Here is a 19142-nt window from a genome sequence, read left to right as displayed (position 1 = left end):
GCTTCGCCTTCAGTGCCTCCTCGACGAGCCGGCGGATGGCTTCGGATCGTGAAGGAATGTCGACCTCGGTGCGACGCCAATCATCAATCTCGCTTGCCTGCCCCTCAGTGAGGCGAAGCTGAACTGACACAGGGAAATCGCGTCCTGCTGGCCGACCTGCCTTTTTCGGGTTTACCGGAATTGACTCATCCATATTTCTAATTTACCAGAAAGGCAGGCCGAGCGGAAGCGTCAACTTCCTGCCCGGCCCTGACCACTCACGTCGAGGCACGACGCATCATGGCTATCCGGAATTCTACAGCATCGGCTCGCGCCGGTGAACGCTCTCGCTCGCCTTTCGCAGCGGTTTACTCCCGTCCCATGCCCCTGCTGGAGCCTGATGAGGCTGAGGCGGAGGACGGGCCCGTCATCACTCCGGTGCGGCCCGACTCGGCACACGTCCGAGCGCCCCGCTTCCTCGACTTCGCCGGAGACCTTGTCTCGGCCGTCCTGATCATCGCCGGGGGCGTGTTCGCCTACGGCTTCGTGCAGCTCGGTTGAGGGGAGGCGAGCATGTCGACGAAACCAAATCCTCCCCCGTCGAGCACTGGGTTCCCCCTACGCCAGCGCGTTGTCTCAGCATTCAAATCAACTGGCAGGAGGCAGGGATGAACGCGAAACCAAATCCTCCCCCCTCCCGCTCGGATCGGACGCTTCGCGAGCGCGCCGAGGCCGTGAGGTCCGCCGCCGCTCGGCATTCTCCGCCTTCGCTCGATGCCCGCCTAGACGTCGGCCGTAGCCTCGCTGACCAGTTTGACTTCGCGCCGTTCAGCGTCGTCGATCTTGCCCGCCTCTACGAGCTCACTAGGCAGACCGACGAGTACTGGGGCCAGATCGGCAGCATGCCTCTGTGCAGCAACGAGGATGGCCAAGGCTTCTCGGTTCTCACCAATCTTGGCCGGTTCGCCGAAATTGAGGAACACCGCATGGCGTTCCTTCGAGACAAGTGCGTGGCCGAGATCAGCCGGCGGGTGCCGGCGAACGATGCCGAGCGCGACGAAATCCTATGTGTTCGCATCATGCACGAGATCGACTGCAATGGCCGGGTCGATCGCTTGGATGCACCCACCCTCCTCGTTGAAGCGCTGAAGGCATGGGGCTGATCATGAGCAACGTTGTTCGCTTTCCGGCCTCTCGCCGGATCCAGGCCACTACCATCCCGCGGGAGGAGTTCGAGCGCTTGGCCGAGCTCGCCCTGGATGTCGTCGACAAGATCGTTGCGATCCTCGACGCGGCGGATGGCGATGCTGACTTCGAGTTTGGTGGCGATGCGGAGCCGTCTTTGGGCGCACCCGAGGGGCATGAGAGCCAAGTCGTGTGGCTGCGTGGCGGTTGGGACGACTTAGAGGCTTCTTAGTGCAGCGTGGGAGTTGCCACCATCATATAATGGTGGTAGGTACCACTCATGACTGATGCTCATCTCATCCACTTCTCGGCTGGCGAAGCTAATCGCATCACCGGGCTGACCCCGGTGATGCAGCGTGACTGGAGGCGCCGTGGCTTCCTCCTGCCGGTGGAGGGGCGAGCGAGCTTCAATGCCTTCGATCTTTCGGATCTGAAGATCATGAAGCTGCTTGCTGACGGCGGCGTAGGGCCTGCGTCTTCCAGGGCCTGGAAGCGGGCCGTGGCCTACTCCGTCGTGTCTCACGCGCTGAAATCCCCGGACGCCTACGAAGTGACCCTAGGTAATAGCGATGAGACTCGTCGGTCCATTCTGCGGCGCTACAGCCAGGAACCGGGAGCGCATACCGGCGAGTTCTTGCCGGCCAACGCGCACCACATGATCTTGCGTGCGCCACGGTTCGCCATCTGGTGGGGCGAAGAGCGGGCCTCAATGGGTGACAGCCTCGACGAACTGCATGGCTCACGCAATCAGCCCGGAGCGCCCACGATCCCCGGCATCTACCTGGACATCCATGGAGCGGCGACCGACCTGCTCCGCGATGCGGGTCATCTCGTGAAGCTTGAGGCGTAGCAATGGCCCGCCGTCAGACGATCACTCAAGCTGCCATCTCCCACGCTGTGCAGCGTGCTCAGGTTGCCGGTCCTGATTCCGGTCGGGCCGAGGGCTGACGATGGCTCGTCCGGTATCCTACCCGCTCGGTTCCTGGCCGCTGGAAATGCGCGCCGAAACCGCAGCTGCCTTCTGCGATGAGCCGAGCGTCGAAGCATTCCGGGCCAAGGTCGATCGCGGCATCTACTCCCGCCCCCGGACCGAGAGAGGCTGTTTGCCGAAGTGGCACCGTGAGCGTCTGTCTCAAGACATCGCCCGCCGGCACGGCCTTGTAATGCCCTCCCTCCCCCTGGCTGAAAGCATCGAGGGCCTGATCTGATGCCGCGTCGCAAGCCCCAGGGCTGGCCTAAGCTGATGGTGACGCGACGGCTGAAGTCTGGCCTGACCGGCTATTACTGGGTACCGCCCACCTGGGCGGCGAAGGGCGGTTGTCTGGTTCGGTCGGAAGCCCTTGGCACCGATTATGGAGCGGCGAAGTCCCGCTGTGACGACGTCCTCAATCCGCAGTTCGACGCTTGGCGCCAAACCGGAGCCATGCCTGTGGAGACGATCCGCACTCGCACAGGCACGTTCGATTGGATGGCCGCGCTTTACAAGACGTCGCCGAAGTACACCAGCAAGCCGCCCAAGACCCGCAAGGGCTATGACGCGGCCCTGCATCTCGTCTCCAGCTACGTGCTGAAGGATGGCCGGCGTTTCGGCACCCTGACGCTCGGAAGCATCACACCTGGCGCTGCCGATCGCCTCTACGAGCGCCTGAAGCTCAAGGCCGATGGTACGGAGCGCATCCGCACAGGCATCCTCGCCATGAGCATCGCGAAGCGCGCCTGGAACGTAGCGCGCCGCGACAAGCCCGATATCGTGCCGGCGGAGAATCCTTTCGCCAAGATGGATCTCGCCTACAAGGCCAAGCCGACCCGGCCGGTTACCCACGAGGAGCTACTGCGCTTCGTGGCCGCCGCGGATGCTGCCGGTGAACCCTCGATCGGTACGGCGGCGATGATCGCGTTCTTCTGGCTACAGCGTCAGGAGGACATCCTGAAGCGCTTGGCCTGGACGCACTACCGTCCGGCTGACAAGCCGGGCCTTGCCCGAATCTTCCACCACAAGACCGGCGAACTCGTCGAGCTGCCGCTGTTCGACGTGGATGGCACGGTGCTCTGGCCCGAACTGATGGATCGGCTGGAGCGCTTACCCCGCCGCGGTACTCTAATCGTCACGCGCGACGTGCCGGACCGGCGCCGCAAGATCCACCTGCCGTGGGGCGAGGACTACTTTCGGCATCGCGTGGCGGACATCCGTGAGGCGGCCGGCATCGACCACGAAGTGAAGTTCATGGGCCTACGCCACGGCGGGAACGTCGAAGGCGCCGAGGCTGACCTGACAGACGCTCAGCTCCGCGCGCTGAGCGGCCACCTGACCACCGCAGCCCTGCTCCGGTACGCGCAAGCGACCCCGAAGCAACGGCAGGCGGGAGCGCGGAAACGCTTGGACGCTAGAACGAAGAAGGAAAGTTTGTCGAAATGAGCCAGTGAGGTCGTGTCGAAACGACGTCCTACGAACTGGCTAAGTCATTGAGATGTTTGGTGGGTGCACAAGGGTTCGAACCTTGGACCCGCTGATTAAGAGTCAGCTGCTCTACCAACTGAGCTATGCACCCAACGCCTTGCGGCGATCGCTGCGGCCCACCAAGTCCGCTGCGACGAGGGGGCTGATAGCAAACGCCCCGGGGGGTGTCCACCCCCGGGGCGTTATTTTCTCGGCTAAACCGCGGCCGGGCTCTGGGCATGCAGGCGCTCCGCCCAGGCTTCGAGCTTATTGAGGGCCGAGAGGTAGGCACGGGCCGAAGCGACGAGGGTGTCGGGGTCGGCGCCGCGGGCGGTCACACTGCGCTCGCCGCTCTTGAGGCGCACCGAGACCTCGGCCTGGGCATCCGTGCCCTCGGTGACCGCGTGGACCTGATAGAGTTCGAGGTCGGCCTGATGCGGCACGAGAGCCTGAATCGCGTTGAACACGGCGTCGACCGGGCCGTTTCCGACGGCCTCCTCGGTGACCATCCGGCCTGCGATATCGAGCTTCAGGGTCGCCCGCTGCGGGCCGCGGGTGCCCGCGATCACCGACAGGGAGACGAGGCGGATCCGGTCATGCGCCGTGGCGAGGTTCTCGTCGACCAGGGCCTCGATGTCCTCGTCGTAGACGTGCTTCTTGCGGTCGGCCAACGCCTTGAAGCGCTCGAATACGTCCTGCATCTGGTTGTCGCTCAGCACGAGGCCGAGTTCGTCCAGCTTCGCGCGGAAGGCGGCCCGGCCCGAATGCTTGCCCATGACGAGCGAGGTCTTGGCAACGCCGACCGAGGCCGGAGTCATGATCTCGTAGGTCTCCGTGTGCTTGAGCATGCCGTCCTGGTGGATGCCGCTCTCGTGCGCGAAGGCGTTCCGACCGACAATCGCCTTGTTGTACTGCACGGGAAAGTTCGTCGCATGGCTGACGAGCTTCGAGGCGCGGGTGAGCATCGTGGTCTCGATGCCGCTCTCAAAGGGCATGACGTCGCCGCGGGTACGGATCGCCATGACGATCTCCTCTAAAGCAGCGTTGCCGGCCCGCTCGCCGATGCCGTTGATGGTGCACTCCACCTGCCGCGCGCCGCCCTCGATGCCGGCCAGGGAATTGGCGATGGCGAGACCCAGATCGTCGTGGCAATGCACCGAGAAGATCGCTTTGTCGGCGTTCGGCACCCGGTTCCGGACGTCCTGGAACATCCGGCGGTACTCGTCCGGTGTGGCGTAGCCCACGGTGTCGGGCAGGTTGATGGTGGTGGCGCCCGAACGGATCGCCGCCTCGACGCAGCGGCAGAGATAGTCGATCGGCGTGCGGGTGGCGTCCATGGCCGACCATTCCACGTCCTCGACGAGGTCGCGGGCCTGGGACACCGTCTTCAGGATGATCTCCACCACCTCATCCTCGGACTTGCGCATCTGGTGCGCGAGGTGGATCGGCGAGGTCGACACGAAGGTGTGGATACGGCCGCGCCTGGCCTGGCGCACCGCCTCGCCGGCCCGGGCGATGTCGGCGGGAATCGCGCGGGCGAGACCCGCGACGGTGGCGCGCTTGACGCGCCGGGCGATCTCGGAGACCGCCGCGAAATCGCCGTTCGACGCGATGGGGAAACCCGCCTCAATGATGTCGACGCCCATGGTGTCGAGGAGTTCGGCGACCGCGAGCTTCTCGTCGAGGGTCATGGTGGCACCGGGGCACTGCTCGCCGTCGCGCAGGGTGGTGTCGAAGATGAGAACGCGGTCCTTCGCGCGGGCTTCGGGCGCCGGAGTCGGGGAGGTCGTCATGCTGGGTATCCTGTCGGAACGCGGTCCAGAACCGGGGACGCGGCATCGGGAAATCGAGGGGTCCGGGCAAGCGCCGGTGGACGGGCGCCGACCTTCGCAAACTGCACTCCCCTGAGAGCCCAGGCGCACGCGCCCGGACGGCCCTCAGGGGCGGATAAGGAGGAGCAGGGCGGCGAGAGACGCGCGCGACCGGACGGCCGCGAAGGCGGCGTCGGTCATGCTGCGCGTGGAGCCGGCGCTGGCCAAGGCTCGTCTCTCCCGAGAGGCAAGGGCGCACCGCGGCGGCGCGCGAACGCTTGCGAAGGCGGTTTACCTAGCCGCTGAGGGCCCGCTTGACAAGTTTCAGCGCCGCGCCCGCCAGCGATGCGCGCGACCGCCGGACAGGGAGGAATTCGGTCTCAGAGCCCAGTTCCCCACAAGGTCTCGATGGAATTCGCAATCGTTTCGGCCGGATGCATTGCCGTGCGGTCTGCTCCGCCTAGCTTCGCTGGTGGATCGAATACGATTCGGCGGCGAAATCAGTCCGTTCACGCAAGAAAAAATCTGGAAGGAATCCCCATCATGTCGCGGATGCTGTCGCGCACCCTGGCCCTGCCTGCCCTCGCCCTGATCGCCGGAGCGGCGCCGGCGCTGGCGCTGGATGCTGCCAAGACCATCGATGTCGCCGCCCCTCCCGCCAAGGTCTGGGCGACGATCGGCGATTTCTGCGGCATCGGTCAGTGGCATCCGGCCATCGAGAAATGCGTGCTGTCGCAGGACGGCGGCAAGGCTTTGCGAACCCTGAGCCTGAAGGGTGGCGGCACCATCGTCGAGTCGCAGACCAAGCGCGACGACAAGGCCATGAGCTACACCTATGCCATCGTTTCCGGTCCGTTGCCGGTGAGCGACTATTCCTCGACCCTCTCGGTGATGCCCAAGGGCTCGGGCTCGACCGTGAACTGGACCGGCAGCTTCAAGGCGAAGGGCGCGCCGGATGCGGTGGCAATCGATGCGATCTCCGGCATCTACGATTCCGGCCTGAAGGCTATCGCCGACAAGTCCAAGTAAGCGGATCGAAGTAAGCGGACCAAGACCGAGGGCGGCTCACCCGAGGCCGCCCTCGCCTGCAGGTTCATTCGGACCCGCGCCCGATTGACCAGCCAGAGCACTCGGCGCAAAACCGGCCCGGATCAAGCTGTGCCGTGTCCCGGCACGGGTACCGTCAGGAGCCGCCGTGTCCCGGGTCAGCCTCGCCGTCGCCGTCCTTCTCTCCGCCGCCCTGCTCGGCGCCTGCAAGCCGACCGCCTCGGCGCCCCCCGCGGTCGCCGTCGCCGCAGCCCCCGTGGTCGCCGCGCCCCTGCCACAGGGCACCGGCTGCGGCCCGTCCATCGCCCGCACCCAGGCGGTGGTCGAGAGCGATGTCGCTACCGGCAACCTCAACCCGCCCGTCGGCGAGCGCTTCGGGGCCGACCTGCGCCACGCCGCCGATGCCTGCGCGGGCGGCCGCGAGCGTGAGGCCCTCAGTCTGCTCGGTGCCGCCAAGGCACGCTACGGCTACCGCTGAGCGCCCGCGAAGGCGTCGGTGAGATAGGCGCGCACGAAGCCGGGCATCCGAGCGGCGTCGAGGTCGTCCAGCCCGCGCGCGATGGCGAAGCCGGCGAGTTCTGGCGCGGCCTCGCTTTGGCGGTGTGCCTCCATCCGGCCATGCAGCACCTCGGCCGTTTCCGCAAAGCGGACCGGGAGCAGGAAGGCGTGCTGGCTCTGGCCCGAGACCAAAACCCACGCCTCCGGCGCATCGGCCGGAAGGGCAAGACCCGTTTCCTCCAGGAACTCCCGCCCGGCGCTGCCGGCGAGATCGACGCGACCGCCCTCGCGGGTGTCGGTTCGATCCGGGGTTCCGCAGGCGAAGTAGATCTGCCCGGCATTGGCTGTGTGTCCGCCCATGATACCCAAGAGGGCCGCGCCGTCGGCGCTCCACGGCACCACCGCCGCGAAGGCGTTGGTTACCGCCGGATCCGGGGAGCCGGCCAGGCGGAAGGCGAGGAACTGAGAATACGCGACCTCGAACAGGTCGATCACGCAGGTCGATCCGTCGATGCGGCAGTCGCGGGCAAGGAGCACCTGTCCGTCGAACAGGTCCGGCCGCTCGGCGCGTCGCCGCGCCCAGGTCTCGGCGATCGCCCCGGCATGGTCGCGGGCCCAGGACCAGTCGGAGGGGACCAGCCGGGCCTCGATGTGCCGGAGCGGCGTCAGCGTGAAACCGTCAGACAAGCAGGGTGCCCTCACTCACCAGCACCGCCGCCCCGCTGATCTCCACGGAGCGCAGGGCACCGGCCTCGATGACGAGCTGGACCCCGATCGTACTCGGTCGGCCCATGGCGACGCCTTGGCGTAGGACGATGTCGTGCTCCCCGTCGCCCAGGGGCTCGAACTGCATCATCACTCCGGCGAAGGCCGCTGCGGCCGAGCCGGTGGCCGGGTCTTCCGGCACGCCGAGATGGGGCGCGAACATCCGGGCCTGATAGCGGTGGCCGACCTCTTCGGGGTTGAGGGTGTAGCAGTAGAGCGCGGCCGGAGTGCCGAGATCATCGAGGGCTGCCGGCACGACGCGAGCCCGGTCGAGGGCCGCTCGGCTGGCGAGGGGCACGAACAGGAAGGAAGGGCCGGTCCGGTGCCGGCTCGGGACGTGGCGGGCGAAGCCGATCTCACCCGGCTCCAGGCCCAGGGCGGCCGCGACTAGGTTCGTCTCGGGTCCCTCCCCCAGATATTCCGGGAGCCCCGGCATCTTGAAGCGCCCGGTACCGCGCCCCTCCCCGGGCTCGACCACGCAGGCCAGGGTTCCGAGGGGGGCCTCGAGCCCGAAGGCCATCGCGTCGGTGAGCCCCGCCCGCTGGTCGCGCAGGGCAAGGAGGATGGCGGTGCCGAGGGTGGGGTGCCCGGCGAAGGGCAGTTCGGACGTGGGCGTGAAGATGCGCATCCGGGCGCGGTGCCGGGGTGTCTCGGGCGGGAGAACGAACACCGTCTCGGACAGATTGAACTCGACGGCCAGGGCCTGCATCGCGGCGGTGTCGAGGTCCTCGGCATCGAGCACGACGGCCAGGGGATTGCCGGTCAGCGCCGTGTCGGTGAACACGTCGAGGGTCACGAAGCGGCGGGGCATGGCGGGGTCTCCAGGCTCTCTGAGAATCAACCTTAGACGGTGTCCACCGGAAACGTCTCGCTCGGCGTGACGAACTCGTCCTGCGCCGCCACCGTGAGGATCTCGCGTGAGCCCGCCTCGGCCGTGCGGCGCAGGAGACCATAGACCGAGGCGCCGGCCATACCCAGGGCCAGCGCGGCCGAGCACGTCCGGGCGTAGTGCACCAGGAACAGAGCCGCGATGGCGTCGCCCGCGCCATTCACGTCGAGGTGAAGGCGCGGCGTGCGCAGGCGCCAGAAATGGCCGCCCTCCCCCGCCAGAAGGTCGATGGCGTCGTCCGGCGTATCGTCGGTGACCAGCGAGGTGACGAGGACAACGCGGGGTCCCAGCGCCTGAACCGAGGCCACCGCGCGCTTGGCCTCCGCGAGGGTGCCGGTCGGCAGGCCCGAGAGGTGGTTCAGCTCGAACTGGTTCGGGGTGACGATGTCGGCCGCGGGCACCGCCTGCTCGCGCATGAATTCGGGGATGCCGGGCCGTACGTAGATGCCGCGGTCGGTGTCGCCCATCACGGGGTCGCAGGCGTAGAGGGCCTGTGGGTTCAGCGCCCGCACCGAGGCCACGGCCCGCACGATGGCGGTCCCGATATCGGCCGAACCCATGTAGCCCGAGAGGACTCCGTCGCAGGTCCCGAGCACGCCCCGCTCGGCAATGCCGGCGACGAGGTCCTCGATCGCCGGGCCATCGAACACCCGGCCGCGCCAGGCGCCGTAGCCGGTGTGGTTGGAGAACTGCACCGTATGGATCGGCCAAACCTCGACGCCGAGGCGTTGCATCGGAAACACCGCCGAGGCGTTGCCCACGTGGCCGAAGGCAACGTGGGACTGGATCGAGAGGATGTTCATGCCGGAATCTCCCGAAATCCCGCGGCCGAGGAGTTGTGGCGCCAGCCCTTAACCCGGTTTTCCTTCCCAACGCACCCCTGCCGGCGCCCCACGCGCTTGCCCCGATCCGCGCCCTCGGTCACAGGAAGGCGCCGAACCTCAAGCGAGCCCCATGGACTTCGATTCAATCCGCACCAGCACCCTCGCCTTCGTGGAGGCGAACCAGGGCTGGACGCCGCTGATCGTCGGCGTGCTCGCGTTCTGCGAGTCCCTGGCCTTTCTCTCGCTGCTGGTGCCCGCCACCTTCCTGCTCCTCGGCATCGGAGCGCTGATGGGCTCGGTCGGTATCCCGTTCTGGCCGGTGATGCTCGCCGGTGCGCTCGGGGCCGCTCTCGGCGACTGGGTCTCCTACGAGTTCGGGCACTATTACAAGGACGGCGCCAAGCAGATGTGGCCGATGCGGCGCTATCCCGCCATCGTCGCCCGCGCCGAGGAGTTCTGCCGCAAATGGGGAGCCGGCGGCATCCTGATCGGGCGGTTCATCGGGCCGGCGCGGGCCGTGGTGCCCCTGGTCGCAGGGGTATTCGGTGTGAAGCGCCTGCCGTTCCAGATCGCCAACGTCACCTCGGCCCTGGCCTGGGCCTTCCTCATGCTGGCGCCGGGGGCCGGCCTCCTCGGCTACCTGAAGGGCTGAGGCGCCGTGCGCCGGTTCCCGCCCGAGCGCATCGTCTGTCTGACGGAGGAGACCGTCGAGACGCTCTACCTCCTCGGCCAGGAAGACCGCATCGTCGGGGTCTCGGGCTACGCGGTCCGCCCGGCCCGGGTCCGGCGGGAGAAGCCTCGGGTCTCGGCCTTCACCAGCGCCGACCTGCCCAAGATCCTGGCCCTTGCTCCCGATCTCGTCCTGGCCTTCTCCGATCTGCAGGCTGAGATCGTCGCCGACCTTGCCCGGGCCGGCATCGCCGTGCACCTCTTCAACCAGCGCGACCTAGCCGGCTGCCTGGCGATGATCCGCACCGTGGGCGCCCTGACCGGCGTGTCGGCCGAGGCCGAGACCCTGGCGGCGCGGTTGGCAGACCGCATCGCGGCCGCCGCCGCGGAAAGCGTCGGCCGGCCGCGTCCGCGCGTCTACTTCGAAGAATGGGATGCCCCGATGATCTCCGGCATCGGATGGGTCTCGGACCTCATCGCGGCGGCGGGCGGCGACGACGTCTTCCCCGAACTCAGCCGGCAGGCGGCGGCCCGGGACCGGATCGTGAGCCCGGAGGCGGTGATCGCGGCCCTGCCCGACGTGATCCTCGCCTCATGGTGCGGCAAGCGTGTGAACCGCGCGCACATCCGCGCCCGCCCGGGATGGGACGCGATTCCGGCGGTGGCCGCCGGGCGCATCCACGAGATCAAGTCACCACTGATCCTCCAGCCGGGCCCTGCCGCCCTCACGGACGGTTTCGACGCGATCCGCGCCGCCCTCCGGGGCATAACCTGAGCGGTTTCACGCGGCCGACAGCGGATCGGCCTCGCGCCGGCGCGCGCTGGGAGCCGGTCCCGACGGGGCTGCGAGCCAGGCTTGGCGCCGGGCGATGAGGTGGCGCAGACGGGCCGCCCGCTTCTCCCGGCGCTCGCAGCCGTCGCCGCAGGCGGTGTCGGGACAATCGGCGGCCCCTCCGTCGAACAGGCTCACCAGGGCGAGCACGAAGCCGATCAGCGCCACCACCGCCAGGACGACGACGGGCCAGGCCAGCCCCAGCCCGACCAGCACGGCGATGCCGAGCTTGAGCGCCAGGGAGCCCGCCAGCTTCAGCTTGGTGAGCGTCGCCAGGGTCGCGCCGGCGCCCAGGGCACCGCGCGCCGCTCTCAGCAAGCCCACCCGCAGGCTTCGCCGGGCGGCCAGCGCCTCGAGGCGATCGAGTTCGCGCGCCACCCGCGCCGTCTCGGCGTCCCGGTCTTCGTTCTTCGGCAGACCTGCCTCCTCCGCACCCGATCCACCGCGAGGGGTGCCATGGTCCGGGCCCGTGCTCCAGCCCGACCGGCGCAACGGGGTCGCAGGTGACAAGCCGCGCGGCGGCTGATTTCCTGGGACCAGTCCCGATTCGGGACGTCGTTCCGAAGCATCAGAGCCGTATGTCAGCAGCCCTCGCGTCCGTGATCCTTCCGCCCGACCGGCGTCAGTCGGCCACCGCGCTCCAGGTCCAGCGCGGCGTCCGGCGTCTGTTCGCCGAACTCGGTCACGTCACCATTCCGGAATTCTCCCTGGCGAACGGCCGCCGCGCCGACGTCATCGCCCTCTGCCCGGCCGGGCGCCTGACGATCGTGGAGATCAAGTCCAGCGTCGCCGACTTCCGGGCCGACCGGAAATGGCCGGATTATCGGGACTACTGCGACCGCTTCTATTTCGCGATCCCCGAGACGCTCTCCACCACCCTGACCCCGGAGGACGCCGGCCTCATCGTCGCCGATGCCTTCGGCGCCGCGATCCTGCGCGACCCGGCGGACCATTCCCTCAGCGGTCCCCGGCGCAAGGCCGTGACCCTGCGCTTCGCCCATAGCGCCGCGCGCCTGCTGCACGCTCTGGCCGATCCCGGCGCCATCCGCGAAGGCGCCCTCTGAGGGCACGGCGAATCGCCGCCGATGCACGGGCGGCCCGGCATGGTAAGGAACCACGCGCCACTCATCGATTGCCAACTGCATGCGCCTGCCCTCCCGTCGCCGTCCACACGACGGCGATCCCGCCATCCTGCGACGGCTCCAGGCCGCCTCGGGCCGTCGGTCCCTACTACTCTACCTCGTCATCGTCCTGGTGCTCGTGGCCACCGCCCAGGGCTACGACGGCTCGGCCCATTCCACCCATCACTGGATCGGCCTCGGGGTCTACGCGATCTTCTCCCTCGGCCTCGGGATCGCCGATTGGCGCGCCTCGCAGCGGGACGGCGGGGCGGAGCCCGGCATGGAGTGGCTGGCCTGGACAGCGACCCTGCTGAACGCCGGCGTGGCCCTGTTCCTCATCGTCGAGCACATCCTGCTCGGTGCGGTGGAAACAGAGGAGACGGCCACCGCGGTGAGCCGCCTGCCAGCCTTCCTACTCCTGCTCCAGACCGGACTCAGCATGCGGGTCTGGCACACCGTCGTGTTCTCGGGTCTGGTGAGTCTCGCCTGGGGCGGCACCATCCTCCTCGCCTATCTCGCGCCCGAGAGCGCCCTTCTCGGTCCGCACGTGACCTTGGAAGAGGAGGTGCCCGGCCTGCTCACCTTCCTCGCCGCGAGCCTCGTGGTGATCGATGGGGTGCGCCGCCTGCAGATGGCAGTGACGACGGCTTTGCGGATGGAGCAGGAGCGGACGAGTCTCGCGCGCTTCGTGCCGCGCCGGGTGGCGGGAGAGCTTGCCCAGAGCGGCGGCGGCGTCGGTGCGGTGCAGTCCCGCCACGCCTGCCTGTTCGGCCTCGACCTGCGCGGCTTCTCGGCCTTCTCGCGCGACCAAGCCCAGGAAGAGGTGGTGCGCGCCCTGCTCGACGTCCGCGCCCTGACCCACGTGGCGGTGAGCGAGCACGGCGGCATCGTCGATAAATATGTCGGCGACGGCGTCCTGGCGCAGTTCATCGTCGGGCGTCCGCAGGCCCAGGCGGAGGCAGTGCTGGCATGCGCCCAAACCATCGTCGCGCGTCTCGCGGCGCTGAACGAGGATCGCCGCCGGGAAGAGCGGCCGGAGCTGCGCATCACCATGGCGCTGCATGCCGGCGAGGTGCTGGTGGGGGTCTTCGACGACGGGCACCGGGCCGAGTTCACGGTGCTGGGCACGGCGATGAACCGACTCGCCAGGATCGAGGCCCGGGCCAAGACCGCCGACCTGACCCTGGCGGCCTCGGACGAGGTGATCCGCCTCCTCGATCCGGCTACCCGGACATCGCTCCGGCTCTCCGGCATGCCCCCGTCGGAGTGCCGAGACACCCGCGACATGCTGCTGTTCGCGGTGGACTGGGCCGAGGAAACCGCGGCGGATGCCGCGGCGCCGGAGCATCCGTTCGCCTCCGTCGCGTGAGCCAAGACGGTCAGCCCGAGAACGAGCCGAACCCCTCGAACCCGACACGCTGGCGGGCCGCCTCGTCGGCCTTAAGCCGCTCGAGGAGAGCCGGATCGATCTCGGGGGCTGGGGTCTCCGGTCGGGTGGTCCGGGGCGGCGGACGGTCGTCCGGGACGGAGGGCCAGATCGGACGGTCCGGCTTCACTGTCTGGGTCATCGGAACACTCCTGGCATGCGCTGACGAGCGATTACGAAATACAATATACCAGAATTAGCGCAAGGCTATCCGTGATCCCTCCGAACCGGGGAAGATCCGGTGCGTCGCCCGAGCCCGCTCAGCCCTCGGCCTTGTCCGCCCCGCCGGTCTTCACACCGCGCGTGGGGGCGGTGGCGTGCTCTTTCCGCGCGGCGTCGCCGGTCCATCCCTGCGGAGTCAGGGGCGGGGTGTCGCGGGCGCCCGCCTCCGCGGCCTCGGTGCCGGGCCGATCCAGAGGGTCTCCGGGCGCGTCCTTGACCTGCCCGGTGACGGTGTCCCGTGGACCGGTGGCCAGACCGCCCGACGGATCGGTGCCGGCTTCGGCGAAGGGGTCTTTCGGCATCCGGCGCGTCTCCGTCGTAGGCGGGGTTCGTTCCTTCGGAGAACACCGCCCACGCGGAGCCGGTTCGGTTCAGGTGCCGCAGAAGGTCTGGAGCACGCGCTCGTGCGGCTGCGGAGGCGCGGCATAGGCCGCGAAGGCGGGCTGGTCGTCGTAGGGGCGGGCCAGCACCGCCACGAGCTCGTGGAACGGCGCGAAGTCGTCGCGCGCGACCGCCGCCTCGATCACCGCCTCGACCCGATGGTTGCGCGGGATGAAGGCCGGGTTGACCCGGTCCATCGCCGCCCGGCGCGCGGCCGGGTCCCCCGGCTCGGCGGCGAGACGCGCGCGCCAGCGGGTCGCCCAGGCCTCGTATACGGTGGAGTCGTCGAAGAGGTCGCGCACCGGACCGTCGCCCTCGGGGCCGAGGGCCGCCGCGCCGAGGCGCCGGAAGGTCAGGGTGAAGTCGGCGCGCCCGGCCTGCATCGCCTCCAGCAGGGTGCGGCCGAGCTCGCGGTCCTCGTCCCGGTCCGTGGTGAGGCCGAGCTTGGCCCGCAGGCCGCCGTAATAGGCCGCCTCGAACCGGGGGCCGAAGGCGGCGAGGCGGTCCTGCGCCACGGCGATGCCGTCCTCGGTCTCGGGCGCCAGCAGGGGCAGCAGCGCCTCGGCGAACCGGGTCAGGTTCCAGTGCAGGATGCCCGGCTGGTTGCCGTAGGCGTAGCGGCCATTCTCGTCGATGGCGCTGAACACGGCGGAGGGGTCGTAGGCGTCGAGGAAGGCACAGGGTCCGAAATCGATGGTCTCGCCGGAGACGGCGCAGTTGTCGGTGTTCATCACCCCGTGGATGAAGCCGACGAGGAGCCAGCGCGCGACGAGGTCGGCCTGGCGCTCCACCACCCGGGTCAGCAGGGCGCCGTAGGGGTTGGCGTCTTCCGCCAGCTCCGGATAGTGCCGGCCGATGACGTGGTCGGCCAGCGCCCGCACGCCGTCGACGTCGCCCCGCATGGCGAAGTACTGGAAGGTGCCGACGCGGATGTGGCTGGTGGCGACCCGGGTCAGGACGCCGCCGGGCAGGACCGTCTCGCGCCTCACGGAATCGCCCGTGAGCACCGCCGCCAGGGCGCGGGTGCTGGGGATGCCCAGCGCCGTCATGGCCTCGCTGACCACGTACTCGCGCAGCACCGGCCCGAGGGCGGCGCGGCCGTCGCCCCGCCGGGAGAACGGCGTCGGGCCCGAGCCCTTGAGCTGAATGTCGCGCCGGACCCCGTCGCGCCCGACGACCTCGCCGAGCAGGATCGCCCGGCCGTCGCCGAGCTGGGGCACGCGGTTGCCGAACTGGTGGCCGGCATAGGCCATGGCCAGGGGCTCGGCGCCCTCCGGCACCCGGTTGCCGGCCAGCACCGCGACGCCCTCCGGGCTCTCGAGCCAGGCGGCCTCGATCCCGAGGTCCGCGGCGAGTTCTCGGTTGATCCGGATCAGGCGGGGCGCCGCCACGGGGGTGGGGTTCACCGCAGCGAAGAAGTGCTCCGGCAGGCGGGCATAGGTGTTGGCGAAGGGAATGGCGGCTGTCATCGAGGGCATGGGTCCCGTGTGCGGCGCGGCGCGCGGTGCTGCCCACGAGGTGGGGCGCCGCATGCGCCAAGGCAAATCCCAAGGGAAGAGGCCAAGGCACATCATGGCGTTCCCGAACGTCGCGCGCGGGGCCGTCCTGTCCGGAGGCGACGGCCCCGGCGATGGGCGTATCGGCCCCGGCTCGGGTGATGGCGCACGGCGCGGGGGCCCCGAAGGGGCCGGCCGCGCGCGTTCACCCCGGACAACGCGACCCGTGCTGGGCGGGTTCGGTCAGGAGGCCCGGCGCGCGGGTGCGGCGTCCGCGCAGGATCGCGCGTCCGCCGATGACCGTGACCGAGAGCACGAAGCCGGCCAGCAGGTCGGGCAGGTAGTGCCCACCGGCCCCGAGGGTCGCCACCACGATGACGGCGTTGAGGGCGATCGCCAGGGGGCCGAGGACCGGGATCGGCGCCAGCGCCCAGGCGGTCAGCACCGCGAGGCAGACGTGGAAGGAGGGAAAGGTCACGAGGCCGCGGATGTCCTCCAGGGCCAGGATGCGCAGGGTCCCGGCGCGCAGGTGCTCCAGGGCGTCGAGGTGCCAGAGGGCGCCCAGGGTCTCGATGGAGCCGTCCGGCACGGTGGCGAGACCGTACTGCACGAAGGGGCCGGCCGCCGGCACCAGGGCGGCGATGAGCACGACCGTGAGGAGCAGCACGGCGAACATCCGCACATAGGCCCAGAGCCGGCCGACCCGGAGGGTGGCGCTGAGCGCGATCACCGTGAGCCCGACCTGCGGCCCGCTGGTGTGGTAGGCGAGCGCCAGCCACCAGGCGAGGCGCGGCTGCGCCTGCAGGGCAGCGTAGTAGGCGGGCCAGTCGAGGCCGAGCGCCGCCTCCGCCCGGGCCAGCCGCGCATCGGCCAGCGGCAGGGCCCAGGTGGCGGTGAGGTAGTGCAGCACCGCGATCGGCACGGTCACGGCGATGAGGCCGGCGCTCGCCAGGGCCATCGCCCGCAGCTTGGGCTCGGACAGGATCGGGCCGAACAGGACCGCGAGGGCGAGGAGCGCCGCCACGAGGCCCGCCGCCACGCCGAAGCCGAACGGCGCCAGGGCGATCCCGGCCCGGCGCAGCCACACCGCATCGAGGAGGGCGACCGCCAGGGCGAGGCCCCAGAGCGTCGGATGCGGCGCGGCCAGGGCGGCCGAGACCCGGCCGATGCGGGCGATGGGTTTGGCGAGGGCGGATCCTGAAAGGGGGGATCTTGCGAGGGAGGCGGCCTCGGCGAGTCCGCGGCGCGTCCCGCGCGCGGGCATCGAAATCGGAGTTGCGTCGCTCACCCGGCATCCTTCGTGGTTCGTCGCAGCCGGAACTCGGCTTTGCGCCGGTTTGTTGCCCGGCGGCGTTCCTTTTCCCCATCCCGTTCCGGTTCCCAGCCCCGATGGTCCCCCCCGATGGTCCCCCGTTGAGCCGCATCGCCTTCCTGGATTTCGAGGCGTCCTCCCTCGCGAAGACCAGCTACCCGATCGAGGTCGCGTGGGTGTTTCCCGACGGTAAGTCGGAGAGCTTCCTCATCCGCCCGGCCCCGGGCTGGACCGACTGGGCGCCCGAGGCCGAGGCGGTGCACGGGCTCGCCCGGGAACGCCTGGTGCGGGAGGGCGTCGCCCACGACTGGGTGGCGCTGCACATGCTCACGGCCCTGCGCGACGTGGCGCTCTACGCCTCGGCGCCCTCCTGGGACGGGCACTGGCTGAGCCGGCTCCTGCGCGCCGCCGGCCTGCCGCGCCACGCCCTCCGGCTGAAGGCCACGGCGGAGGCGCAGCGCCGCGTCGTCCTGGACGTGCTCGCGGCGGGCGGCGTGGCGCCGACCGCGCGCGACGCCCTGGCGGGCAAGCTCCTGGCGACCCTGCGCCTGGAGGCGCGCGACGATCCGGCGGCGGAGCATCGCGCCCTGTCGGATGCCCGGCGCGAGTGCCGGCGCTGGGCCCGCGCCCGAAGCCGCGCCGCGGCGCTGCTCCGCGAGGAGGGCGGAGGCGGGGTGGAGTGAGCGGTCTCGAGTGGAGAGGGGGCGAGCCTTTGCCCAGCGCCCGAACCCTGCGTCCGGTGAGGCCGGCGAGGTTTCGTCACCCGCCCGCGGCCGTCGCGGATCGGTGCCAGGTGTGCCATTCGGCGGGCAGCGTATCCTCTCCTGCCTGTCGATCGAAACGCAGTTCCTGCTGAGGAACGACCAGCCAGGCCTGCGAGACCTGGACCGCGTCGTGCTGATCGGTGCGGTGAACGCCGAGTCGGGCGCGCGGATCGAAGCAGGGACCGAGGGGACGATCGTCGCGGTCCAGCCGGGAGGCCGCGGCTATCCGGTCGCGTTCGCCAAGCCTGCCGAGGCCCTTGCGGCGGTCCCGGCCGCGCTCCTGACGCTCGCCGTCCCAGCGGAGCGGTGAGCGGGAACGCGGTCGTCCCGCACCGGCTCGGCATCGATACCCGCAAGATCTGCAATGATCTGCTGGACGTGACCCACCCGCATGGCGGGCCGAAAGCACGCTTCTTCCGCGGGTTCGGCTTCGCGCCGACCGAGTCCTTGGCGTTCGCGGACGCCCTCTTTGCCGAAGCCCAGGGCGCTGCCCTCGTCGCCCGCCAGCCCTCCGAATACGGAGCCGACATGCTGACCTGCGTCGGTCCCCTGGGGACACCCTCGGGCCGCAGGCCTTGGATCCGCTCGGTCTGGCTGGTGATCGCGGAGGCCGAGGGCGAAACGGGCCGCTTCGGGGCGGCGTTTCCCGACCGTAACCGGTCGGCGCCGAGCCCCTGATCCGGAGGATCGGGCGCCGATCCGTTCGACCGTGTGAACGACCACCGGGGGTGGTTTGCGGCTCTTTGGCGTCAGGCCCAGGCGACCCAGCCCCGGAAGGCAAACCCGGCGTAGAAGAGGCGGACCCCGCTAAACCTAGCCTCGCGCAACAGCGTCTTGTCCTCCTCGGGCGAAAGGATCGGCAAGCGTTCTACGATCCCGGTCTTTGCACGTTCGGCGTGTGAGCGTTCGATGCCGGAGGCCGTCGCGAAAGCGGCATACCGTGAGAGCCAGAGGTCGCGTTCATCCTGCGGAATGCTGAAGTGCGCCGCGACGAAGGGTGCACCGGGCTTTAGACGACGCCGAATTTCCCGGAGGGTGCGTGACCGCTCCTGACGCTCGATGAAGTGCAGGGTCAGGATGCAGGCGGCAGCGTCGAACGGCCCCTCCGGCGCGCCATCGATCAGCCCCTCATGAAGATGGGCACGGTCGGAGAGGTGGCCCAGGGTTTTCCGGGCAAGGTCGAGCATTGCGGCAGACGGGTCGACGCCGACGAACGTCCACCCGGGCTGCCCCTCGGCGAACACCTTGAGTTCGAGGCCGCCGCCCGCGCCGAGAACGAGCACCTGTGCCTTGTCCGGGGCGCGTTCCGCGAGGAGAAGCCTCGCCATACGTTGCATGTCGGCATAGCCGGGCACCATGCGCGGCGGGTTTTCGGCGTAGCGGGCAACGGCCTGCGGATCTGAGAAAGCATCCATGCCGGATCGTATCACGCGCGACGATCCGGCGAACGTCCGCGTCGGGTGGCTTGCGGACGCTTCGACCCT

25 protein-coding genes and 1 tRNA gene are annotated in these 19142 nt (G+C 69.6%); 15 read left to right on the top strand and 11 right to left on the bottom strand.

What is annotated here, in order from left to right:
* Positions 1 to 360 precede the first annotated feature (360 nt).
* The 6 genes from ASG63_RS06770 to ASG63_RS06750 all read left to right on the top strand — a co-directional run bounded on the left by ASG63_RS06770 (position 361) and on the right by ASG63_RS06750 (position 3580).
* Positions 361 to 540, top strand: a complete 180-nt coding sequence (locus ASG63_RS06770) for a hypothetical protein (protein ID WP_244479833.1) — start codon at positions 361 to 363, stop codon at positions 538 to 540.
* A gap of 107 nt (positions 541 to 647) precedes the next feature.
* The gene (locus ASG63_RS06765; RefSeq protein WP_156394093.1) at positions 648 to 1142 is read left to right on the top strand and encodes a hypothetical protein; all 495 of its coding nucleotides are present in this window, start codon (positions 648 to 650) and stop codon (positions 1140 to 1142) included.
* Positions 1133 to 1396, top strand: coding sequence for a hypothetical protein (locus ASG63_RS06760; protein ID WP_244479832.1), 264 nt, complete (start codon positions 1133 to 1135; stop codon positions 1394 to 1396). The genes ASG63_RS06765 and ASG63_RS06760 overlap by 10 nt, the downstream gene beginning before the upstream one ends.
* A gap of 48 nt (positions 1397 to 1444) precedes the next feature.
* The gene (locus tag ASG63_RS06755; RefSeq protein WP_056213379.1) at positions 1445 to 2014 is read left to right on the top strand and encodes a hypothetical protein; all 570 of its coding nucleotides are present in this window, start codon (positions 1445 to 1447) and stop codon (positions 2012 to 2014) included.
* Between the two features lie 100 nt (positions 2015 to 2114).
* Positions 2115 to 2372, top strand: a complete 258-nt coding sequence (locus tag ASG63_RS25055) for a hypothetical protein (protein WP_156394092.1) — start codon at positions 2115 to 2117, stop codon at positions 2370 to 2372.
* A complete protein-coding gene (locus tag ASG63_RS06750) occupies positions 2372 to 3580 on the top strand; it encodes a hypothetical protein (protein ID WP_156394091.1) in 1209 nt (402 codons plus the stop codon). The genes ASG63_RS25055 and ASG63_RS06750 overlap by 1 nt, the downstream gene beginning before the upstream one ends.
* A gap of 57 nt (positions 3581 to 3637) precedes the next feature.
* On the opposite strand, the gene ASG63_RS06745 is transcribed toward ASG63_RS06750, so the two are convergent.
* Together ASG63_RS06745 and ASG63_RS06740 are read right to left on the bottom strand one after the other, a co-directional pair.
* Positions 3638 to 3713 (bottom strand) — tRNA-Lys (locus ASG63_RS06745).
* 103 nt (positions 3714 to 3816) lie between these two features.
* Positions 3817 to 5394 carry a 2-isopropylmalate synthase gene (locus ASG63_RS06740; protein ID WP_056213376.1) on the bottom strand — a complete coding sequence of 526 codons (1578 nt, stop codon included), beginning with the start codon at positions 5392 to 5394 and terminating at the stop codon, positions 3817 to 3819.
* A 561-nt stretch (positions 5395 to 5955) separates the two neighbouring features.
* On the opposite strand from ASG63_RS06740, the gene ASG63_RS06735 reads away from it, so the two are divergent.
* Both ASG63_RS06735 and ASG63_RS06730 read left to right on the top strand, forming a co-directional pair.
* Complete coding sequence (locus ASG63_RS06735; RefSeq protein WP_056213373.1) at positions 5956 to 6441, top strand: SRPBCC family protein; 486 nt, start codon at positions 5956 to 5958, stop codon at positions 6439 to 6441.
* A gap of 166 nt (positions 6442 to 6607) precedes the next feature.
* The gene (locus tag ASG63_RS06730) at positions 6608 to 6937 is read left to right on the top strand and encodes a hypothetical protein (protein WP_056213371.1); all 330 of its coding nucleotides are present in this window, start codon (positions 6608 to 6610) and stop codon (positions 6935 to 6937) included.
* On the opposite strand, the gene ASG63_RS06725 is transcribed toward ASG63_RS06730, so the two are convergent.
* The 3 genes from ASG63_RS06725 to pdxY are packed head-to-tail and all read right to left on the bottom strand — an operon-like array spanning position 6928 to position 9414.
* Entirely contained in the window at positions 6928 to 7644 is a 717-nt protein-coding gene (locus ASG63_RS06725; RefSeq protein ID WP_056213369.1) for a hypothetical protein, read from the bottom strand. The genes ASG63_RS06730 and ASG63_RS06725 overlap by 10 nt on opposite strands.
* The gene (locus ASG63_RS06720; RefSeq protein WP_056213366.1) at positions 7637 to 8533 is read right to left on the bottom strand and encodes a PhzF family phenazine biosynthesis protein; all 897 of its coding nucleotides are present in this window, start codon (positions 8531 to 8533) and stop codon (positions 7637 to 7639) included. The genes ASG63_RS06725 and ASG63_RS06720 overlap by 8 nt, the downstream gene beginning before the upstream one ends.
* 32 nt (positions 8534 to 8565) lie before the next feature.
* A complete protein-coding gene (pdxY, locus tag ASG63_RS06715) occupies positions 8566 to 9414 on the bottom strand; it encodes a pyridoxal kinase PdxY (RefSeq protein ID WP_056213364.1) in 849 nt (282 codons plus the stop codon).
* Positions 9415 to 9565: 151 nt separating this feature from the next.
* Here pdxY and ASG63_RS06710 point away from each other — a divergent pair, with 151 nt between their 5' ends.
* Positions 9566 to 10087 (top strand): DedA family protein, encoded by a 522-nt coding sequence (locus tag ASG63_RS06710; RefSeq protein WP_056213362.1) that lies wholly within the window; start codon positions 9566 to 9568, stop codon positions 10085 to 10087.
* 6 nt (positions 10088 to 10093) lie between these two features.
* The gene (locus ASG63_RS06705; protein WP_056213361.1) at positions 10094 to 10879 is read left to right on the top strand and encodes a cobalamin-binding protein; all 786 of its coding nucleotides are present in this window, start codon (positions 10094 to 10096) and stop codon (positions 10877 to 10879) included.
* A 6-nt stretch (positions 10880 to 10885) separates the two neighbouring features.
* On the opposite strand, the gene ASG63_RS06700 is transcribed toward ASG63_RS06705, so the two are convergent.
* Entirely contained in the window at positions 10886 to 11314 is a 429-nt protein-coding gene (locus ASG63_RS06700; protein ID WP_244479831.1) for a hypothetical protein, read from the bottom strand.
* 200 nt (positions 11315 to 11514) lie between these two features.
* Between ASG63_RS06700 and ASG63_RS06695 the strand changes: the two genes are divergently transcribed.
* Complete coding sequence (locus ASG63_RS06695) at positions 11515 to 12000, top strand: MmcB family DNA repair protein (protein WP_056213359.1); 486 nt, start codon at positions 11515 to 11517, stop codon at positions 11998 to 12000.
* 79 nt (positions 12001 to 12079) lie between these two features.
* Positions 12080 to 13426, top strand: coding sequence for an adenylate/guanylate cyclase domain-containing protein (locus tag ASG63_RS06690; protein ID WP_082559199.1), 1347 nt, complete (start codon positions 12080 to 12082; stop codon positions 13424 to 13426).
* A gap of 10 nt (positions 13427 to 13436) precedes the next feature.
* Here ASG63_RS06690 and ASG63_RS06685 read toward each other — a convergent pair whose 3' ends face one another.
* From ASG63_RS06685 to ASG63_RS06670, 4 genes are all read right to left on the bottom strand, one after another.
* Positions 13437 to 13625: a hypothetical protein gene (locus ASG63_RS06685; protein ID WP_056213357.1), complete on the bottom strand. Its 189-nt coding sequence runs from the start codon at positions 13623 to 13625 to the stop codon at positions 13437 to 13439.
* Positions 13626 to 13743: 118 nt separating this feature from the next.
* The gene (locus ASG63_RS06680) at positions 13744 to 14007 is read right to left on the bottom strand and encodes a hypothetical protein (RefSeq protein WP_056213355.1); all 264 of its coding nucleotides are present in this window, start codon (positions 14005 to 14007) and stop codon (positions 13744 to 13746) included.
* Positions 14008 to 14076: 69 nt separating this feature from the next.
* Entirely contained in the window at positions 14077 to 15555 is a 1479-nt protein-coding gene (locus ASG63_RS06675; RefSeq protein ID WP_056213438.1) for a protein adenylyltransferase SelO, read from the bottom strand.
* 232 nt (positions 15556 to 15787) lie between these two features.
* Positions 15788 to 16870, bottom strand: a complete 1083-nt coding sequence (locus ASG63_RS06670; RefSeq protein WP_244479830.1) for a phosphatase PAP2 family protein — start codon at positions 16868 to 16870, stop codon at positions 15788 to 15790.
* 101 nt (positions 16871 to 16971) lie between these two features.
* Here ASG63_RS06670 and ASG63_RS06665 point away from each other — a divergent pair, with 101 nt between their 5' ends.
* The 3 genes from ASG63_RS06665 to ASG63_RS06655 all read left to right on the top strand — a co-directional run bounded on the left by ASG63_RS06665 (position 16972) and on the right by ASG63_RS06655 (position 18336).
* Entirely contained in the window at positions 16972 to 17577 is a 606-nt protein-coding gene (locus tag ASG63_RS06665; RefSeq protein WP_056213349.1) for a 3'-5' exonuclease, read from the top strand.
* Positions 17578 to 17689: 112 nt separating this feature from the next.
* Complete coding sequence (locus tag ASG63_RS06660; protein ID WP_056213347.1) at positions 17690 to 17968, top strand: hypothetical protein; 279 nt, start codon at positions 17690 to 17692, stop codon at positions 17966 to 17968.
* Positions 17965 to 18336, top strand: a complete 372-nt coding sequence (locus ASG63_RS06655; RefSeq protein WP_056213344.1) for a DUF6883 domain-containing protein — start codon at positions 17965 to 17967, stop codon at positions 18334 to 18336. The genes ASG63_RS06660 and ASG63_RS06655 overlap by 4 nt, the downstream gene beginning before the upstream one ends.
* Positions 18337 to 18407: 71 nt before the next feature.
* Here the strand turns inward: ASG63_RS06655 and ASG63_RS06650 are convergent, their stop codons facing one another.
* A complete protein-coding gene (locus ASG63_RS06650; RefSeq protein WP_056213342.1) occupies positions 18408 to 19073 on the bottom strand; it encodes a class I SAM-dependent methyltransferase in 666 nt (221 codons plus the stop codon).
* Positions 19074 to 19142: the final 69 nt, after the last annotated feature.

The organism is Methylobacterium sp. Leaf94, assembly GCF_001426045.1.
Lineage (GTDB): Bacteria > Pseudomonadota > Alphaproteobacteria > Rhizobiales > Beijerinckiaceae > Methylobacterium.
Note: the sequence above shows the minus strand (reverse complement) of the source record. Positions and strands in the feature narration are given on the sequence as shown.

Coding starts and splice junctions, on each gene's coding strand:
- ASG63_RS06770 (WP_244479833.1), top strand. CDS start 361: ATGCCCCTGCTGGAGCCTGATGAGGCTGAGGCGGAGGACGGGCCCGTC.
- ASG63_RS06765 (WP_156394093.1), top strand. CDS start 648: ATGAACGCGAAACCAAATCCTCCCCCCTCCCGCTCGGATCGGACGCTT.
- ASG63_RS06760 (WP_244479832.1), top strand. CDS start 1,133: ATGGGGCTGATCATGAGCAACGTTGTTCGCTTTCCGGCCTCTCGCCGG.
- ASG63_RS06755 (WP_056213379.1), top strand. CDS start 1,445: ATGACTGATGCTCATCTCATCCACTTCTCGGCTGGCGAAGCTAATCGC.
- ASG63_RS25055 (WP_156394092.1), top strand. CDS start 2,115: ATGGCTCGTCCGGTATCCTACCCGCTCGGTTCCTGGCCGCTGGAAATG.
- ASG63_RS06750 (WP_156394091.1), top strand. CDS start 2,372: ATGCCGCGTCGCAAGCCCCAGGGCTGGCCTAAGCTGATGGTGACGCGA.
- ASG63_RS06740 (WP_056213376.1), bottom strand. CDS start 5,394: ATGACGACCTCCCCGACTCCGGCGCCCGAAGCCCGCGCGAAGGACCGC.
- ASG63_RS06735 (WP_056213373.1), top strand. CDS start 5,956: ATGTCGCGGATGCTGTCGCGCACCCTGGCCCTGCCTGCCCTCGCCCTG.
- ASG63_RS06720 (WP_056213366.1), bottom strand. CDS start 8,533: ATGCCCCGCCGCTTCGTGACCCTCGACGTGTTCACCGACACGGCGCTG.
- pdxY (WP_056213364.1), bottom strand. CDS start 9,414: ATGAACATCCTCTCGATCCAGTCCCACGTTGCCTTCGGCCACGTGGGC.
- ASG63_RS06710 (WP_056213362.1), top strand. CDS start 9,566: ATGGACTTCGATTCAATCCGCACCAGCACCCTCGCCTTCGTGGAGGCG.
- ASG63_RS06695 (WP_056213359.1), top strand. CDS start 11,515: ATGTCAGCAGCCCTCGCGTCCGTGATCCTTCCGCCCGACCGGCGTCAG.
- ASG63_RS06690 (WP_082559199.1), top strand. CDS start 12,080: ATGCGCCTGCCCTCCCGTCGCCGTCCACACGACGGCGATCCCGCCATC.
- ASG63_RS06685 (WP_056213357.1), bottom strand. CDS start 13,625: ATGACCCAGACAGTGAAGCCGGACCGTCCGATCTGGCCCTCCGTCCCG.
- ASG63_RS06680 (WP_056213355.1), bottom strand. CDS start 14,007: ATGCCGAAAGACCCCTTCGCCGAAGCCGGCACCGATCCGTCGGGCGGT.
- ASG63_RS06675 (WP_056213438.1), bottom strand. CDS start 15,555: ATGACAGCCGCCATTCCCTTCGCCAACACCTATGCCCGCCTGCCGGAG.
- ASG63_RS06665 (WP_056213349.1), top strand. CDS start 16,972: ATGGTCCCCCCCGATGGTCCCCCGTTGAGCCGCATCGCCTTCCTGGAT.
- ASG63_RS06650 (WP_056213342.1), bottom strand. CDS start 19,073: ATGGATGCTTTCTCAGATCCGCAGGCCGTTGCCCGCTACGCCGAAAAC.